Origin of the sequence: Thalassotalea sp. LPB0316 (assembly GCF_014898095.1) — a bacterium.
Classification (GTDB): Bacteria; Pseudomonadota; Gammaproteobacteria; order Enterobacterales; family Alteromonadaceae; genus Thalassotalea_G.
This window is the reverse complement of the sequence record NZ_CP062946.1, coordinates 98799-115862: the sequence shown is the minus strand read 5'-3', so window position 1 is coordinate 115862 and position 17064 is coordinate 98799. Positions and strand designations below refer to the sequence as shown.

Below are 17064 nucleotides of genomic sequence, written 5' to 3'. Positions count from 1 at the left end.
AAATTGATAAATCCAAGTTAACCACAATTGTTTTATGGTTAATTTTTTGTTAATAAAACGCACCTTTTCTTTGCTTATTAACCACTTGTTGTTGGTTAATTAAATTGCGGTTTTTTTGTCAGGGGATGTCAACTCGATCAGTTGTTTATTTTGTAAAACCAATACGCTATCTGCCATGCTAATTGTTTCTTGGCGATGGGCTATCATAACGCGGGTCATCGTGAGGTGTTTGATTTGTTCACTGATTTTGGCCTCATTCGATTTGTCTAGGTGGCTAGTGGCTTCATCCATAAACAATACGCAAGGTGATTGATATAAAGCGCGAGCTAATAATAGTCGCTGAATCTGACCACCGGAGAGGTTTGATCCCATATCGCCAACGAGTGAATTGTAGCCCATAGTCATTTGTTCAATATCTTCATGGATCGCAGCTAAGTGAGCACATTGCTCTATTTTTAAATAATTAGGTTGAGGGTCAAAAAAGCAGATGTTGTCAGCGATAGAGCCGGCGAGTAGGGTGTCGTTTTGCATCACGGCAGCAATATTTTTGCGATAGTTCGTTAGCCCAATATGGTTGATATCTTTACCATCTAACAACACTTTACCCGAGCTTGGTTGTAGTAGCCCGAGCATGATTTTCATTAAAGTAGTTTTTCCTGCGCCCGATGGGCCGGTGATTGCAATAGAATCACCAACAGATAGAGTTAGATTGATATTTTCTAAAATTGTTGGCTGGTCGTCACTATAACGAAAACTGATGTTTTCCAAGCTTAATTGGCCTTTAAAGTCTTGTGTTATGTGCTGGCCATCGCGATGAGATTCTTCTGGTGTGAGGGCGATATCGGCAATACGATCAAGGTGTAAGCGCATCATTTTAAATTGAATAATTTGTTCAATTAAACTGGCAAAGCGCGAGGTTAATTGATTTTTATAGGCGATAAACGCCAGTACCATACCTACGGTTAAACTATTGGCCATCACCATGGTCGCAGCGAGGTAAATCACCAGCACATTTTCTAAGCCAAACAGCAATTTATTAAAGGCGTCAAAACTGATGTTAAGCCGGCCTAAACGTATTTCATTGTTGATCACTTCGGCATAGCGATTTTGCCAAATACCTTGGCGTTGAGGCTCATTGGCAAACAGTTTGATGGTTTGAATACCGCGAATATTCTCTAAAAAATTTGACTGCTCCTTAGCGGAGCTTTGGATCATTTCTTCGGTAGCTTGATGTAACGGGCGATATAACGCCAAACGAACTATGGTATATAAGGCGATGGCAGCCAGTACAACGGCGGTTAATTTTATTGAGTACAGTGCCATCATTACTAGCACGGTAATCGCCATGACTCCATCGACTAAGGTTTCAACAAAACCTGTGGTAATGCGCTCTCGAATCTGATCGAGTGAACCAAACCTTGAAACCACATCGCCGACATGGCGCGATTCAAAATAGCTCATTGGCAAACGAAACAAGTGACGTAGTAAATTCACCCCCATTTGCATATTGAGTAAACTCGATAACCGTAAAATAAGCCAGCTACGCACGGTTGTGGTAATCGTTGAAATGATGGCAATCAAGGCAAAACCAAGTGCTAATATGGTCAGCAGTGAGTGATCAAAACTCACTAAGACCTCATCGACCACCCACTGCATATAATAAGGCGACATTAATGCGAAAAGTTGAAGTACCAAAGATAAACCAATGAGTTTTAACAAGCCTGTTTTTAAACCGCTCATTGAGCTCCAAAGCTGTGACAACTTCATTTGAGCGCTTTCTTTTTTCTTCTCAAATTTATTGGTTGGCGTTAGCTCTAAACAGATACCCGTAAAATGCTTGCTAAATTCTTCATGTTTTAGCGTTCTCTTGCCGACGGCGGGATCGTTAACAGAAAACTTCGCGTTAGCGCCTTTACCATTGACTTTAGTTAAGACGACAAAATGATTCATATCCCAATGTAAAATGCACGGTGTTTGAAGCTTATAGACTTCATCAATAGGGCATTGCAAGGCGCGACTTGCTAGATTTAATGAGTCGGCTAGTTCTATAAGTTGCTGGAGGTTCATGCCTTTTAAATCAGCAGAAAACCGCTTGCGCATTGCGGGTAAGTCAACTTCGTGACCGTAGTAGCACAATATCATCGCCAATGAGGCTAGGCCGCATTCTGCGACTTCAGTTTGGAGGATTAGGGGAGGAAATTTTTTTCTTAGAGAAAATGATAGTAGCTCAGACATAAATTTACCAGATTAAAACTCAAAATTTATGTATAAAGATAAAAAGCCAATTAAATTGTTGAGGCTATGAATTAATATGGGGGCAGTTATTGTTTGTGAGTGATTTCTAATATGACATAAGAACACAGAAAAAAGAAAAATCCAAGCTAGTGCCAAAAGGTCATATGTTTGCCAATGTAGTAGAGTAAATAAAAAGCTTATCGAAATATATCCAATGTATTTGTTTTTTGCATTTTCACACCAACCTTTATAAAGGAACCCTCTAAAAAAAAGCTCTTCTGCTATAGGTGCTATTAATACGATCAATAAAAAATAAGGAATAGCATTTGTGTAATAGGTAGTATCTTTAGAAAGGTCATTAAAACTACCGGCGTTTAAATTACTTATAAAATACTCGATGACAAGTAATAGAAAATAAGCTGTGAAATATTTGCATACATCCTTTATTTTGAGTGTTTTATTAAACTCGAAGTACTTTAATAAACTATCTTTGGTTTTACATGTTTTTAAAAAGATCAGTAAAAAAATAATAAATAACTGATGTAATATCTGCATTATTATCTTAGCATTTTCAACTTTAATCGATATAGAGTTTAATGTTTTGAATGCGATTACATCAAATATAGTAGACATTATAACAATACCAATGCCTAACCAAAATGTTTCCGTAATACTCCAGTTTATATTTTCTTTATTTCTCATTTTTACGTCATTTTAGGATTTTAGTTTAAATGTAGTATTTATAGTTAATTTGAATTTATGGAAAGCACTATCAATCAGGATGATAGTGCTTTAATCTATAGCTAAGGCGCTAAATTTGTATCAGGATCATCCATAGAGTCTCCCCAATCAATACTTGAAAGCTCATCATATATAACTTCACCTACAGCAATTATCTTTGCTAATTTACTTTTGGGTTTACTTGATTTCTCTTTGCTTTCATCATTACCACCATTTACTGCTTCTACTTCATTTACGCTCAATTCACGCATAATATTTTCTCCTTGTATCCGATATTCATATCGGGTTTGAATAACTAACTCGTCATTGAGTTAGCGATTGTGTGATTAGCACGCCTAATCACTCCTTTTCCAGATTTTGCTCATTGGTTGGAAGAGCAAAACCCGAAATCCTTTTCGTATTACTTAACTGATCCTGCCTTTTAAACTATAGATGGGTTCAAAGAGCCATTCTATTAATGAGCGTTTTTCTAACATGATATCGGCCTGAAATAACATGCCACTTTTTAGGTTAAAGGCTTTGCCATAAGCGCTTATTTGCTGTTGATTTAATGTCGCCCGCAATCGATATACCGGCTCTTGCAGGGCAATTGGTAGTTGCACTTCATTAGGGGCTATCAGTGCCCGATCAATGCGGGTGATTTCACTTTCAATAAAGCCAAAGCGTTGGTAAGGAAAGGCATCAAAACGCAGGCGTGTATCTTGGCCTAACTCGATAAACCCGGCTGAGCGCGTTGGCAATAAAATCTCAGCAACTAGCTCTGAGCCTTCTGGCAAGATATGTAATAAGGGTTTTGATTGGGCTTTAGATGGCGATAGGGTTTCACCTTCCACGACTTGAATACCGGTTATTGTGCCGGCGTGGCTTGCGGTAACCGTATACTGATAGTTGCTTTTAACTTGACTTAATTGGTTTTCAATATCGGCTTTTTGTCGGCGTAAGTTATTAACTCTTAGCGTGTATTCTCTGGGTAAGTTTGCCAATTCAAAGTCTATTTGGCGCAATTGATTATCGTGTTTTAATAACAAGCGATCGACTTGTTGTTTTTCTTGCTGAGCGTCGATCAATGCTTGTTTATGGCGCTCGGCATCTAATTTGGCAACATAGCCCTTTTGCTTGAGTGATTCGATATCGGCTAATTGCTCGATAAGTAGTGTTAGTTTTTGGTTAGCCAGTAGCTGTTGTTGCTCTAGTGCTTGTTTTTCTAACGATAGTGCGGTTTTTCGGGTGGTTAGGTTTTGTTTTTCAGTCGCTTCAAGCAAGCTATATTGATTAATTTCATCATCAATTAGCGTGCGTTGTTCAGTTAACTGGGCGATTATTTCGGTGCTTAATGAAACGCCATTTTTACTATTTTTGTGTAAAATCAGTGTCGCAATTGGTTGGCCTTTCTCAATGTGCGTACCTTCGCTCACCCAGAGTTTTTCTACTGTGCCACCTTGGCCGGCAAAGCTTTTGATCACGCCCTTATTTGGCATTAGAAAACCGCGTACGGTTTCTTTGCGCGCATACTGAGCGTTAAAAAGAAAGCATACAATGACAATCGCGGTAGCAACGAGTAATGCAACGGTAAGCTTGATAGATAGCGGTTGGGCAAGTGAAATTTCACCCGTTAACCGTTCACTTTGATGAGCAATAGCTTCCTGCCTAAATAAAGTCATATTCATTCCTTTGAATATTGGATGACTAAAAAATTAGTTCAAGAATTAACCAAGATCAAATAATTCGTTTAAAAATATTTTACCTCTAGCTATTTTAGAGGGTAAACAATTGTTATTACTTGGTTTAATTTTTCTGCTGGGCTTTTAATTGAGTTAACACGCGAATTTTCTCAGCATTCATCGCATCTTTGATCTCTTTGCCTTTTAAGCCTTGTTCAACAAATGGTTTAGCTGTGATTTTTTGGCAAGCGTCAAAACAGGCTTTTAAGTAATCGGCTTGTGGGTAGTCGCGATCTTCAAAGCCGGTTCGGCCTTGAAAATCTGCTTTGTTGGCAATTAAAAAATCGTCAAAATTCTCGGGCTTTCGCCAAACATCGAGGCTATTGAACATCTTTAAAATGGTTTTGGGGTTTAACTCAAACGCTTTGTGGCAGTGCAAATGAAATTGACACACTTGCAAGGCGAGTAACTCATAGCTTTTTGGCACTTTGAGTTTTTGGCATATCTCTTTTACTAATGGCAGGCCGGCGCTTTCGTGGCCGTGATGGCTCGGCCATTTCGCTTCGTCGGTTAGTCCTTTACCTAAATCATGACACAGCGCAGCAAATCTAACGGCTGGCTTTGCGCATAATGCGACAGCGCGTTGCAGCACCATCATGGTGTGAATGCCGGAACAAATTTCAGGGTGCCATTTGGCTGGGTTTGGGATCCCCCACAATTTATTTAAGCTTGGCCAAATCGCTTTAAGTGCACCGCAGTCTTTGAGCACTTGAATAAATACTTCTGGATGATCTTCGGCAAGTGAGCGATCAAACTCTTTGAATACGCGCTCAGCGGAAAGGTGCTCAAGCTCACCTCGATTTACTATTTCAGCCATTAATGCCATGGTTTCACGGGCAACACTAAAGCCATAGTCAAAATAGCGAGCGGCAAAGCGGGCGACTCTAAGTACGCGCAGTGGATCTTCAACAAAGGCATCACTGACGTGGCGTAGCACTCTGTTTTCAAGATCTTGCTGGCCATTAAATGGATCAATAATGTCACCTGATGAAGATTTTGCCATGGCATTGACGGTGAGATCACGGCGCTTTAAATCGTCTTCTAGGCTAACATCGGGGGAGGCATAACAAACAAACCCTTGATAGCCTACACCTTGCTTTTTTTCTGTCCGCGCTAATGCGTATTCTTCTTTGGTTTGAGGATGTAAAAAAACAGGGAAGTCTTTACCTACGGGGGAAAAACCAAGTTCGAGCATTTGCTGCGTGGTTGCGCCAACCACAACGTAGTCGCGTTCAATGACTTTGCGGCCAAGTAATTCATCGCGCACTGCACCACCAACTAAATAGGTATTTAATATCGCTTCCATAAATCCTTTGTTACATCAAGGGGATTGGTCGCATTCTACCATATTAATCGTTATTTGATTAAATAACCTGAACTTGGGTTAAATTGTTAGGGGGTGGTTCAGTTTGTAAGGACTCAATAACGCAGGCGTGCCTGGATTTGCCTGGTTACTCTTACAAACTGAACCTGCTTGGAGAGGGTTAAATTAATAGTTAGAACTGATAGCTAACATTGGCTGCAATGGTTCTGCCGGCTTCGGTTAAGCTCTCTAAATTAGCATCGCTAGCGTGGCCATTTAAGCCAATTTGCCTAATGTATGTTTTGTCGAATAAGTTATTAACAGCGACATTGAAGCGCCAATCTTGATTGACGTCATAACTGACCATCACATCAACTGTGCCATAACCGGCAGCTGCAAATTCCCCTTCGTTGGTTTTTTTCATATCATCAGCCCAGTTGATAACAACATCAGTAGTGACACTGTCTAGCGCATAACTTAAACCAACAACCCCTGATAACGGTGTTAAGGTTGATAAGTAGTCGCCTGTGGTGTCGTCTTTGCCATCGTTATAGGCGGCGTTAGCATAAACTGCTAATTCATCGTTTAAGTGGTAGCGTACCGATGCTTCAATACCTTTGATAGTAACCGCGTCAATATTGCGGTATTGATATACTAATACATCTGATGGTTGGCCGGTCCATGGGTTAATACTGCTTTCAATATCAACTAATTCGGTCGATAAGAAGTTGTCGTATTTACTGTAATAAACGGCTGCGCTGAAAAATAAATCACCTTGATGGCCACGAACGCCAATTTCAAAGGTATCGCTTTCTTCAGGTGATAAATCATCACTCGGGACAATTCTATAGCCGTAGATGGAATTGTCGTGATCGAGATAAGCTAAGTCGTATGCCGGTACTTTAAAGCCCTGACCATACTGGGCAAACGCGGCGATGGTATCTGTGAACTTGTATAGTGCACCGATATTTAACGAGACATTACTTTCGTCAAAATCTTTGTAGGCACTGCCATCTGCTTTTAGTGCGCCGTTAGCAGTCATCTCGTATTGGTCGAATCGCGCACCTGGGGTAACGGTTAATTTGCCATCTAGTAAGCTAATTTCATCGTTGATGAAAAAACCAGCGCGCTTAACTTCGGTTTTAGGGAATTTATCGGTGTTTTGCGGATAACCCGGTTTCGCTACACCGGCTACTTCATAGAGCTTAACTTCAGTACGGGTTGATGCTGAATTTTCAATATCTAAACCATAACCTAGGGTATGGCTATCGTTTATTTTAAGGCTAGCGTTCGATAAAAAGCCCACCGTATCTTGGCTGTAAACCGAGGTTTTCCACATGTCGCGAATTTCAACCACAGGGAAGCCAAAGTTAGCGTTTATATCAAGTTGGCCGTATTCAATATCGGTTTGTTTCGTGTCGTTTTGGTAGAGTGAAACGCTTAATACATCATAAATTGGCGTGGCTGTTTCAGAGAAATAGCGCAGCTGGAATGATTTATTGTCTTGCTCACTTGTGCTGTTCTCTTCAATCACAGTATAGCCAGCTAAATCACGAAAATACTCAAGTAAACCATAAGCATAATCACCTTTTACCTCTTGATTCCACAAATCGGCAGTGAAACTAATATAGTCAGTATCGTTAAGGTGGTATTTGCCTTTGTAGAGCAGTGATTGTGAATCAATATCAAGTGCAGGCTCAGTTTCGTAGTAGTTCTGTTGCTCTTCGCCTTGGCGTTTAGTCAAGTGAAGTAAGTGTTCGAATTGGCCTGTGCGAAGGGCTAATGATGCGCCACCAGTGTATTGCTGGCTAATAGCGTTATAACCAAATTTTACTTTACCACCAAAATCTTCGCCCTCAGCTAAGTAGTCACTCGCATCTTTGGTGGTAAATACAACGATGCCACCTAAGGCGTCTGAGCCGTATAAAGATGATGCAGCACCTTTGGCAACTTCTACTTGTTTAACGGTATCAGTATCGATGAAACCGCGGCCAACAATGTCATTTAAGCCGTTAGCACCATAGCCTTCATTCATCCGCATACCGTCTTTAATAAGTAAAATACGATCACCTCCCATACCACGAACAATGATATTTTGGGCCTGGCCAGCGTTGCCCGTCACTTCAACGCTAGGATCGTATTTAAACAGTTGACTCATATCAGTAACGACTTGTTTTTCAATGTCTTGTGCACTTAACACTGAGACACTACCCGCTACATCTTTTAGAGGCTTATCAACACGTTTACTAGAAACCGTAATGGTTTCCATGTCGTCTAATACAACGGCTGGTACTTCGTCTGCGGTTGCATAACCAGTGGCTAATGATGCGGCAATTGCCACACTAATTACTGATAAATGGTGCTTAACCATGAGTCTTTAAATCCTATCAATATACAAAATTGGAAAACGCTAATTTGGTAAGCGCTTTGTTAACGTCTTTTTACAACATATCCGATCAAAAACTTAATGTAAATACAAATGAGAATAATTATTATTTGTTGTAATTGTTTTTTACTTTCTATAGAATGCCGACAAGTGAATTACACCAACTTAGTTTTTTAGTGTTTGGAGATAACAACAAAAATGACCATTGAAATGATTGAATTAAGCATGTCTCAGGTTTCAACCCTGTTGATGACACCGGTATTGATCCTGATTGTTTTGCTAATGATTTATGCCTTGTTTAGCGCGGGTAGATTTATTGCTCAGCTAATTATTCGCCGCAAAAACAAACTTACTTATATTCGCCAAATCAGTTCATTAGAGGCGAGTAGTTTACAAGGCTATCCAATTCACAATTACTATATGAACAATCCAAATGCTAGCGAAGACGAACTTGAAGTTGTTGCGCTTAAAGAGCTTGAAACCTTGCGCATTGTTACGCGTGTTGCGCCAATGTTAGGGCTTATTGCCACCATGATCCCGATGGGGCCAGCACTACAAGCATTAGCCGACGGTAACATTCAAGGTATCAGTGAAAACTTGATCATCGCCTTTGCTGCGGTTATTTGGGGCTTAGTGATTTCGTCCATTACCTTTTGGCCAGCATCGGTTAAAAAACGCTGGTGTGCCAATGAGTTAATTAATATTCGCAAACTTAAAGAGGCTTAATTGTGCGCTTTTTAGATGATGACGAAGAATTAAACCCAATTGTCAGCGCGGTTAACCTAGTTGACGTATTTTTGGTAATTATCGCCGCCTTAATGATTGCACTGGCGCAAAATCCGCTCAATGTATTTAACGATGACGATGTCACCGTGGTTAAAAATGCCGGTAAGCCAAACATGGAGGTTATCGTGAAAAAAGGTAAAGAAATCAAACAGTATAAATCAACCGGTGAAATTGGCTCGGGAGAGGGCATGAGAGCCGGCGTTGCCTACAAAATGGCAGATGGCAGCTTTGTTTATGTGCCTGAAGGTGATGAAAGTGCAGAAAGTGCAGAACAACAATCAGGTGAAGGGAAATAACCATGTTTAAGGCGATAAAAGAAAAATTATCAACCGCATTGGTCAATGCGATGCCCTATTTAGTTACGGTACTGTCAAGCCTAGCGCTTGTATTAGCAACGTTTTGGGCGATGCTAATCGTTAATTATGCCCAAGCCCAAGAAGTTAACGGTAATGGTAAACCGCAAGTGTTGTTAATGATGTCATCGCATGCGTCAAAGCCAAAAGGCGAATTGTTAAAAAGCTTAGCGGCAGAGCAGCCATTTGAGTTTGTTGTTTATTCAACGAAGGGAAAAAGCGATGAAGATATCGCGAACGACTGGCAAAACGCCGCCCTTATTTTACTTGATGGTATTAACCCCGCGCTTAGTCAGTTTATGTTTGCAAAACATCAACCTATGCTTAGCCAGTTTCCAAATGTGCCGGTAATTTCATTGGGCGATTTAACCAATGAAAAAATGAATCAAGGCTTAAGCGCGGAGCATCACAATCAGCTAGGACAGTATTACAAAAACGCTGGTCGTTATAATTATCAACAGATGATGTACTTTATTGCTGATGATGTGTTATCACTGGCTGAATTTGATGCAAAAGCACCATTTATCGTCCCTGATGTTGGCTTGTATCACAGTGAATTTGACGGCCAAGTAACGGCAGACGAGTCAGCGTTTTTTAACTTTTTAAACTCGCAACCAAATCAAGTGGTGATCGCCATAGGCATGCACCGCAGTGTGGTTGATTATGAACAACAGCAAATTGTCGACCAGCTCATCAAAGGTATTGAAAACAAAGGTGGCAAAGCGTTTGGTTTCTTCTTTGAAGGTAATGATGTCGCACTTAATTACACTGACTTATTGATGACAGATAACGGTGAGCCAAGGGCTAATTTACTGATCAACTATCGCTCACTGCATTATGTGGAAAAGCGCAGAGCCGAATTTGAAAAGCTCGGCGTGCCGGTATTACATGCATTAAATTATACCGAGGGCGACCAGGCACAATTTGAAGCTGATCACGCCGGTGTATCGCCATCGTTAACGCCATTCTTTTTAGTCATGCCTGAAGATACTGGTAGCGCTGATCCAACCATTATTGCCGCCAATCAAAATGGCGAAAAAGTGGCGATTGACTACCAATTAAATGCCTTGGTTGAACGTGCCTTTAGTCACGCAAACCTCACACATATTGCTAATCAAGATAAAAAGATTGCGACCTTTATTTGGAATTACCCACCGGGTGAGAAAAACATCGGCGCAGCGTTTTTAGATGTACCTTCTTCAATAGAACAAATTGCCGTGGCAATGAAAGCACAAGGCTATAACATCGATGTTAAAACCAGTGAATATCTCATTGAATCTGCAGGTAAATTACTTCGCCCGTACTATCGCGGTGAAGATGCCGAAGCGTTAATTGCACAAGACTTAGCACAGTATTTACCCTTACAAACCTACTTAACTTGGTTTAATAGTTTGCCAGAAAACGTAACCGCGCCAATTGTTGAGCGCTGGGGAAAGCCTGAAGAAAGCGCTATGCTGAGAGATGCTCAAATCAACGGTGAAACAGTGCCAGCGTTTGTAATTCCGCGGATGAACTTAGGCAATATGATTGTGCTACCTCAAGGTGTGCGTGGCGAAACGCAAAAAGAGCACACTTCGTTATATCACTCAACCAAAACACCGATTAACCACAGCTATTTGGCGATTTATTTATTCGCTCGTGAAGTGTTTGGTACCGATGCTTTTATTCACCTTGGCACCCATGGTTCGCAAGAATGGTTAACCGGCAAAGAGCGTGGTTTATCAGTGTATGATGCGCCGAGTTTAGCGATTGGCAACAAGCCAGTATTTTATCCTTATATTATTGATAACGTTGGCGAGGCGATGCAGGCTAAACGCCGTGGCCGCGCAACCATGATCAGCCATTTAACACCGGGCTTTGCCAAGGCTGGGTTATATGTTGAAGTTGCCGATTTAAGTGAGAAAATTAATAATTATATGATGCTTGATCAAGGTCAAACCAAAGCCAACACGCAACAAGAAATTGTCGCGATGGCAGTCAAGCTCAATATGCTCAACGATTTATCTATTAGTGAAAGCGAGCTAGTTAACGATTTTGATAATCAAGTTGCCCGCCTTCAAGATCACCTCAACGCCTTGGCTCAAATGAGTCAGCCATTAGGTATTCACACCTTTGGCGAGCTGCCGGTTGAAGCGCATTTATACTCAACGATGTTGCAAATGCTTGGTGATGACTTTACTGCTCGTGCAAAAACTTATGAGATAGAACACGGTTTAGCAGTACTTGAAGCTGAGCAATTTGATGAGCGTAATGTCAAAAACCTTGAAGCGTTAGACGGTTTTCAATTGTTAAATCGCTACATTACCAACCCTGAGTCGTTAACTTCACTTGATGAACAGTTGAGTCAAGATCTAGCGCTAGCTAAAACCTATTGGGATAACTTTCAAGATATTAGCGAAATCAAAAACTTACTTTTAGCGCTAGAGGGAAATTACATTCCAGTGAGCTACGGTGGCGATCCGATCCGCAACCCAGAAGCTGCGCCGACAGGCCGCAACTTAATTGGTTTTAATCCTGCGAAAGTGCCATCAAAAGAAGCCTATCAAGCCGGCGTTACATTAATGAATCAAACCATTGATGCCTACCGAGAAAAACACGGCAAGTACCCTGAAAAACTGGCATTTTCATTGTGGTCGTTAGAAACCATGCGCCATCAAGGCGCGCTTGAAGCGCAAATTCTTCACGCGTTAGGCTTAAAGCCAAAGTGGAATAATCAAGGCAATGTTATTGACACCGAAGTTATACCGATGAATGAGTTAAATCGCCCGCGTATCGACGTGGTAATTTCGGCAACAGGGCTTTATCGAGATGCCTTTCCTAATGTCATGTTATGGCTGGCTAAAGCGATAGATAAAGTGGCGAAAATGAAAGAAGACAACAACTTTGTTTATCGCCACGCCAATGCGTTAAAACAAGAGTTACTAGATAAAGGAAAGTCAGAAGAAGACGCCAATTACCTATCGTCAATTCGCATCTTTTCAAATGAAACCGGTAACTATGGTACGGGGTTAGCGGCAAGCTCGTTGGCATCGGATACATGGGAGTCAGACGACAAACTCGCTAACTTATATCTCGATCGCATGGGCTACGCGTTTGGTTACGATGAAAAGCGTTGGTCGGAAAATGTTGGTGATACCTTTGGTGACGGCGAGGGCTTATACAACAAAGTGCTATCTGGCACTGATGGTGTGATTTTCTCGCGCTCAACCAATCTTTATGCGTTGATGACAAACGATGATCCATTCCAATATTTTGGTGGCATTGGCCTTGCCGTGCGCTATTTAGATGGTCAAACACCTGAGATGTACGTATCAAATTTACGTAAAAAAGATCAGCTCAAAAGCCAAACACTTGATGAGTTTGTTAACCAAGAAATGCGCTCTCGCTATTTCCACCCGCGTTGGATAAAAGCGATGCAAGATTCAGGTTACGCCGGTGCCACCGCCATTCTCGATCGTATGAATAACATGTGGGGTTGGGAAGTGATGACACCAGAGGCGATTCGCGACGACCAATGGCAAGAGTTCTTTGAAGTTTACGTTGAAGACAAATACCAAATGGATATGCGTGAGTTTTTCGAACAAGCTAATCCTGAATCACTTGCGCAAATTTTAGAGCGCATGTTAGAAGCAGTTCGCAAGGGCTATTGGCAAGCCGATGAGCAAACGGTGCAGAAAATGGTTGAAACTTATACCGAGATTGCTGCCCAGTTTGATGTTGCCTCGCAAAACGAAAAATTCAATCAATATATGGATGCCACTGCGGCTGGTTTTGGTATGACGCCACTTTCACAAGCGCTAGCTAATGCTATGGCTAATGCAGCGGTTAATCCACAGGCTACTGAGGCACAGCAATCTTCTCAACAAGTAACGGGTCAAAAACTTGAAGAGCAAGTGCAAAGCCAAGAAATCGAGCAAGATTATACGGCACTTTATTTATTGCTCGCGATCTTCTTACTCGGCTTTGGTTATGACTGGCTAACCAAGCCTAAGCCTGCTCAATTAACGCGCCAATCGGTTGCGTTAAAACAAGCAGCCTAAAGTTCTCTCCCTTGAGAAAACCCCACACTGATCACTTGTGGGTTCATGTTTAAGCGGTAATTTATTACCGCTTTTTTTTGCCTAAACCATGACAATGAGTAATTGTCGGCGTTAGCTCCTTACTATATCGCGACTATATTGATCTTGACGCTAACTTTTTATAAATGGCGTTTTTATCACGTTTACCAACAGCTAAAACGTAAACTACGATTTCATTATTAATGACTTCGTAAGCTAATCTATAACCAGCGGTGCGTAGTTTAATTTTATAAACGGACTCATAGCCTCTCAGTTTGGCCGATGGAACGTGTGGATTTTCTAACCTATCTGCTAGTTTCTTTTTAAACTGTGTTTTAAGTGGTTCAGCTAGTTTGTCCCACTCCTTTTTAGCCGCAGGTATAAACTTTAATTTATAAGTCATCTAAATTAACTTCAATGGCATCCGATAGGTCTTGGCGGCGTTCTTCTACTACTTTTGCTAACTCATAATCATCAACAACCTCCATAAGCCACTCATAGGTTTCTGCAGGGACTAAATATGCCGCAGGCTTATTGTGATTTAATATTGCGATCGCAGCACCATCGGCTTCATTAAGTAAAGCTGTCGGATTTTTTTTTAGTTCAGAAATACTCGCTGAACAATCGGCTAGAACTTGCCTCATAATAATCACCAATTAAGTACTAAATTTAGGGCTTATTTTAGAACTAATTAAGTGATTTAGCCATAATTAAATTTACCAATGCGCTCATACAGGGATTGGTTATGCTTTTAGCGATAGATGGAACCGAGCAAGTTGATAGCAGTATTTTCACTTAATGGGCTCATCAAACAGACTTACACAGCCATAGATGTCCATCTATGAGATGACCATTTATCAATTAGTGAATCACTATTTATTCTCTTGCTAGGTGAACTTCATGATTGTTGAGCATTATTTACTTTTAAGATGCGTCAAAATGGAATTTACAACACCTTCTCCTTCAGGTAATAAGGAGGAGTTACCACAACTAGTTACAGAGTAATCAAAATTTTCATCGTATTTGTCGGGATATAAAAACAAGATATGTTTTTCATTTAACGATAATCCATAACGACTACTATCAAGCGTTTCTTTGATCATAATCTCATCTTCTATATCGCCTTTTAATGTTTGTTCTACCCGAATAGTGAAATGAATGGCTGAGTAAAATTCTGGATCATTCGGTATGTCATGAATGCGTTCTTCTTTGATTACTTCCCCTATAATGATAGCTTTGCTCTCTTCAATTTCTTGTTCCAAGGGTATTTTATAACCAGAAATCCATGTTTTAGGATCAAAGCAAACAGCATGAGTTTCATAACAAAATAAGATTAAAATAGTTGTAAATACTAGTTTTAACATAATTCACCTAACGTACATTATGTGGACGGTTCACTAATACCCGCCCACGACTATCTCACGAAACTACCAGAAATAAACAATAATTCAATTAGTTACTAATCTGTAAAAGGTAAGGGTAATATTGCTATTCGGGGGTCAGAGTTAGCAAACTCTGACCCCAAAAAAGTATTTACTGATGTTTTTTCTAGCTTATAACAACTAATACTAGTTAACTGCCAAGATTTACGTAAACTACACAGTAGTGAACTATGTAGAGGTAAGGTTGAGTAATGGCAAAAATTGAGCAAGTGGCGGTAGTAGGCGGCACGCATGGCAATGAGTTTAGTGGTATTTATTTGTTGAAAAAGTGGCAAAAACGCCCTGAATTACTCGCTCGTCATGGCCTGCAAATAGAAACTGTTTTTGCGAATACCAAGGCTCACCAAGAGAATAAACGCTATATCGATTGTGATCTTAACCGACAGTTTATCGCTCGTGATCTGGCTGACAACTCTCTGACTAACTACGAGCAAAGTCGAGCAAAAGTGCTCAATGGCCAATTAGGGCCAAAAGGTAATGCGAAATCTGATTTTATTATCGACCTGCACAATACCACCTCGAATATGGGGCCAACCCTTATTTTACTACAATCAGATTTGTTTAACCGTCAGCTCGGCGCTTATGTTTTAGCAAAAATGCCTGAAGCGGTGATTGTTTTTGAAGATCAAATTAGCCTTGAAGAACATTACTTTTTAGCATCTGTTGCGCCGCAAGGGGTAATTGTTGAAATAGGCCCTCAGCCGCAATCGGTTATTCGCCAAGACGTTTTAGATCACATGGAAAATATGACTCAACACATTTTAGACTTTGTTGTGTTATTTAATCAGCAAGCAGTTAACGATTTGCCAGAAACTTATACCGCTTATCGTTACATTGAAAGTTTAAAGCTGCCAGAAGATGAAAACGGTGAGCGCATTGGTATGGTTCACAAAAATGTTCAAGATCAAGATTTTAAACCGCTAGTGAAGGGTGACCCTATCTTTACCTTGTTTGATGGTGGTGAAGTTTGCTATCAAGGTGACTACGAGGCTTACCCGCATTTTATCAATGAAGCGGCCTACTATGATAATAACCTAGCAATGTCGTTAGCTAAGAAAATAACAGTTACGACTCAATAGGGAAAAATTCATTTAATCGCTGAACCTTGGTAATTGAACTACACTCATAAGACGCTTTTCATTTGTTGGAGGCTTTATGAACGTAGCAACTTACAAGCGTTTGTATGAGCTGATCGTTAAATTTGTCAATAACACTTATAGCGAGCAAGAGTATCGAGAGATTCATCAAATACTCGACGACGCGATGAGCTACATTGAGCAAGAACAGCTCAGTGAAGCACTATACTGTGATGATTTTCAAATAGAGCTAGAACGCGCGCTATCAAGTACCAAGTAATTCAATTGGTGTAATAACAGCGCTTTAGGCACTTTGCCTCTTTTATTGAGTGCCGAAAATTTTATCGCCCGCGTCACCCAAACCCGGCATAATGTAGCCATTTTCATTTAAGTGGCTATCAATTGCCGCCGTATAAATGTCAACATCAGGATGCGCTGCCTGCATCTTTTTCAAGCCTTCAGGCGCAGCCACTAAAACCAATGCTTTAATATTTTTACAGCCAGCCTCTTTTAAAATATCAATTGTTGCAACCATTGAACCACCTGTGGCTAGCATGGGGTCAACAACAAGGGCTAAGCGATCGTCGATACTTGAGGTTAACTTTTTAAAGTAGGTGACGGGCTCTAAGGTTTCCTCATCGCGATATAAACCCACCACACTCACACGTGCGCTTGGAATCAGCTCTAACACGCCATCTAGCATGCCAATACCTGCGCGTAAAATAGGTACAACCGTTACTTTTTTCCCTTTGATCCGTTGACCTGTAATATCGCCATTCCAACCTTTAAAGGTGTACTCTTCAAGCGCCAATCCTTTGGTTGCTTCATAAGTCAGTAAGCTACCAACTTCAGCGGCGAGTTGACGAAAATCACGAGTACTCAGGCTATCTGCACGCATTAAACTGATTTTGTGTTTAACCAAGGGGTGATTAATTTCGTGAATGGCCATAAGTGTTCCTTAAC

General features: G+C 40.7%; 15 protein-coding genes. 5 read left to right on the top strand and 10 right to left on the bottom strand.

What is annotated here, in order from left to right; genetic code table 11:
* Positions 1 to 99: 99 nt before the first annotated feature.
* The 6 genes from LP316_RS00530 to LP316_RS00505 form a co-directional block, all read right to left on the bottom strand.
* Positions 100 to 2235 (bottom strand): peptidase domain-containing ABC transporter, encoded by a 2136-nt coding sequence (locus LP316_RS00530; RefSeq protein WP_193022177.1) that lies wholly within the window; start codon positions 2233 to 2235, stop codon positions 100 to 102.
* A 12-nt stretch (positions 2236 to 2247) separates the two neighbouring features.
* Positions 2248 to 2937 (bottom strand): CPBP family intramembrane glutamic endopeptidase, encoded by a 690-nt coding sequence (locus LP316_RS00525; RefSeq protein ID WP_193022176.1) that lies wholly within the window; start codon positions 2935 to 2937, stop codon positions 2248 to 2250.
* A 101-nt stretch (positions 2938 to 3038) separates the two neighbouring features.
* A complete protein-coding gene (locus tag LP316_RS00520) occupies positions 3039 to 3227 on the bottom strand; it encodes a hypothetical protein (RefSeq protein ID WP_193022175.1) in 189 nt (62 codons plus the stop codon).
* A 153-nt stretch (positions 3228 to 3380) separates the two neighbouring features.
* On the bottom strand, positions 3381 to 4637 hold the full coding sequence (locus LP316_RS00515; protein ID WP_193022174.1) for an HlyD family efflux transporter periplasmic adaptor subunit: 1257 nt from the start codon (positions 4635 to 4637) through the stop codon (positions 3381 to 3383).
* 124 nt (positions 4638 to 4761) lie between these two features.
* Positions 4762 to 6003 carry a multifunctional CCA addition/repair protein gene (locus LP316_RS00510; protein ID WP_193022173.1) on the bottom strand — a complete coding sequence of 414 codons (1242 nt, stop codon included), beginning with the start codon at positions 6001 to 6003 and terminating at the stop codon, positions 4762 to 4764.
* Between the two features lie 190 nt (positions 6004 to 6193).
* On the bottom strand, positions 6194 to 8371 hold the full coding sequence (locus LP316_RS00505; protein WP_193022172.1) for a TonB-dependent hemoglobin/transferrin/lactoferrin family receptor: 2178 nt from the start codon (positions 8369 to 8371) through the stop codon (positions 6194 to 6196).
* A gap of 213 nt (positions 8372 to 8584) precedes the next feature.
* On the opposite strand from LP316_RS00505, the gene LP316_RS00500 reads away from it, so the two are divergent.
* From LP316_RS00500 to LP316_RS00490, 3 genes are read left to right on the top strand one after another with little or no spacing between them, the layout of a single operon-like run.
* Complete coding sequence (locus LP316_RS00500; RefSeq protein WP_193022171.1) at positions 8585 to 9112, top strand: MotA/TolQ/ExbB proton channel family protein; 528 nt, start codon at positions 8585 to 8587, stop codon at positions 9110 to 9112.
* Between the two features lie 2 nt (positions 9113 to 9114).
* On the top strand, positions 9115 to 9468 hold the full coding sequence (locus LP316_RS00495) for a DUF2149 domain-containing protein (RefSeq protein WP_193022170.1): 354 nt from the start codon (positions 9115 to 9117) through the stop codon (positions 9466 to 9468).
* Positions 9469 to 9470: 2 nt separating this feature from the next.
* Complete coding sequence (locus LP316_RS00490; protein WP_226960768.1) at positions 9471 to 13565, top strand: cobaltochelatase subunit CobN; 4095 nt, start codon at positions 9471 to 9473, stop codon at positions 13563 to 13565.
* A gap of 133 nt (positions 13566 to 13698) precedes the next feature.
* Here the strand turns inward: LP316_RS00490 and LP316_RS00485 are convergent, their stop codons facing one another.
* The 3 genes from LP316_RS00485 to LP316_RS00475 all read right to left on the bottom strand — a co-directional run bounded on the left by LP316_RS00485 (position 13699) and on the right by LP316_RS00475 (position 14947).
* Positions 13699 to 13986: a type II toxin-antitoxin system RelE family toxin gene (locus LP316_RS00485; protein ID WP_193022169.1), complete on the bottom strand. Its 288-nt coding sequence runs from the start codon at positions 13984 to 13986 to the stop codon at positions 13699 to 13701.
* On the bottom strand, positions 13976 to 14227 hold the full coding sequence (locus LP316_RS00480; protein WP_193022168.1) for a type II toxin-antitoxin system Phd/YefM family antitoxin: 252 nt from the start codon (positions 14225 to 14227) through the stop codon (positions 13976 to 13978). Before LP316_RS00480 ends, LP316_RS00485 begins: the two co-directional genes overlap by 11 nt.
* A 270-nt stretch (positions 14228 to 14497) precedes the next feature.
* Positions 14498 to 14947 (bottom strand): hypothetical protein, encoded by a 450-nt coding sequence (locus tag LP316_RS00475; RefSeq protein ID WP_193022167.1) that lies wholly within the window; start codon positions 14945 to 14947, stop codon positions 14498 to 14500.
* A gap of 269 nt (positions 14948 to 15216) precedes the next feature.
* Here LP316_RS00475 and LP316_RS00470 point away from each other — a divergent pair, with 269 nt between their 5' ends.
* Together LP316_RS00470 and LP316_RS00465 are read left to right on the top strand one after the other, a co-directional pair.
* Positions 15217 to 16104: an aspartoacylase gene (locus LP316_RS00470; protein ID WP_193022166.1), complete on the top strand. Its 888-nt coding sequence runs from the start codon at positions 15217 to 15219 to the stop codon at positions 16102 to 16104.
* A gap of 76 nt (positions 16105 to 16180) precedes the next feature.
* The gene (locus tag LP316_RS00465) at positions 16181 to 16381 is read left to right on the top strand and encodes a hypothetical protein (RefSeq protein WP_193022165.1); all 201 of its coding nucleotides are present in this window, start codon (positions 16181 to 16183) and stop codon (positions 16379 to 16381) included.
* Between the two features lie 42 nt (positions 16382 to 16423).
* On the opposite strand, the gene upp is transcribed toward LP316_RS00465, so the two are convergent.
* The gene (gene upp, locus LP316_RS00460; RefSeq protein WP_193022164.1) at positions 16424 to 17050 is read right to left on the bottom strand and encodes a uracil phosphoribosyltransferase; all 627 of its coding nucleotides are present in this window, start codon (positions 17048 to 17050) and stop codon (positions 16424 to 16426) included.
* Positions 17051 to 17064: the final 14 nt, after the last annotated feature.

What these genes read in the sequence shown, in the direction of transcription:
- LP316_RS00530 (WP_193022177.1), bottom strand. Translation starts at nt 2,235, where the DNA reads ATGTCTGAGCTACTATCATTTTCTCTAAGAAAAAAATTTCCTCCCCTA.
- LP316_RS00525 (WP_193022176.1), bottom strand. Translation starts at nt 2,937, where the DNA reads ATGAGAAATAAAGAAAATATAAACTGGAGTATTACGGAAACATTTTGG.
- LP316_RS00520 (WP_193022175.1), bottom strand. Translation starts at nt 3,227, where the DNA reads ATGCGTGAATTGAGCGTAAATGAAGTAGAAGCAGTAAATGGTGGTAAT.
- LP316_RS00515 (WP_193022174.1), bottom strand. Translation starts at nt 4,637, where the DNA reads ATGACTTTATTTAGGCAGGAAGCTATTGCTCATCAAAGTGAACGGTTA.
- LP316_RS00510 (WP_193022173.1), bottom strand. Translation starts at nt 6,003, where the DNA reads ATGGAAGCGATATTAAATACCTATTTAGTTGGTGGTGCAGTGCGCGAT.
- LP316_RS00505 (WP_193022172.1), bottom strand. Translation starts at nt 8,371, where the DNA reads ATGGTTAAGCACCATTTATCAGTAATTAGTGTGGCAATTGCCGCATCA.
- LP316_RS00500 (WP_193022171.1), top strand. Translation starts at nt 8,585, where the DNA reads ATGACCATTGAAATGATTGAATTAAGCATGTCTCAGGTTTCAACCCTG.
- LP316_RS00490 (WP_226960768.1), top strand. Translation starts at nt 9,471, where the DNA reads ATGTTTAAGGCGATAAAAGAAAAATTATCAACCGCATTGGTCAATGCG.
- LP316_RS00485 (WP_193022169.1), bottom strand. Translation starts at nt 13,986, where the DNA reads ATGACTTATAAATTAAAGTTTATACCTGCGGCTAAAAAGGAGTGGGAC.
- LP316_RS00480 (WP_193022168.1), bottom strand. Translation starts at nt 14,227, where the DNA reads ATGAGGCAAGTTCTAGCCGATTGTTCAGCGAGTATTTCTGAACTAAAA.
- LP316_RS00475 (WP_193022167.1), bottom strand. Translation starts at nt 14,947, where the DNA reads ATGTTAAAACTAGTATTTACAACTATTTTAATCTTATTTTGTTATGAA.
- LP316_RS00470 (WP_193022166.1), top strand. Translation starts at nt 15,217, where the DNA reads ATGGCAAAAATTGAGCAAGTGGCGGTAGTAGGCGGCACGCATGGCAAT.
- LP316_RS00465 (WP_193022165.1), top strand. Translation starts at nt 16,181, where the DNA reads ATGAACGTAGCAACTTACAAGCGTTTGTATGAGCTGATCGTTAAATTT.
- upp (WP_193022164.1), bottom strand. Translation starts at nt 17,050, where the DNA reads ATGGCCATTCACGAAATTAATCACCCCTTGGTTAAACACAAAATCAGT.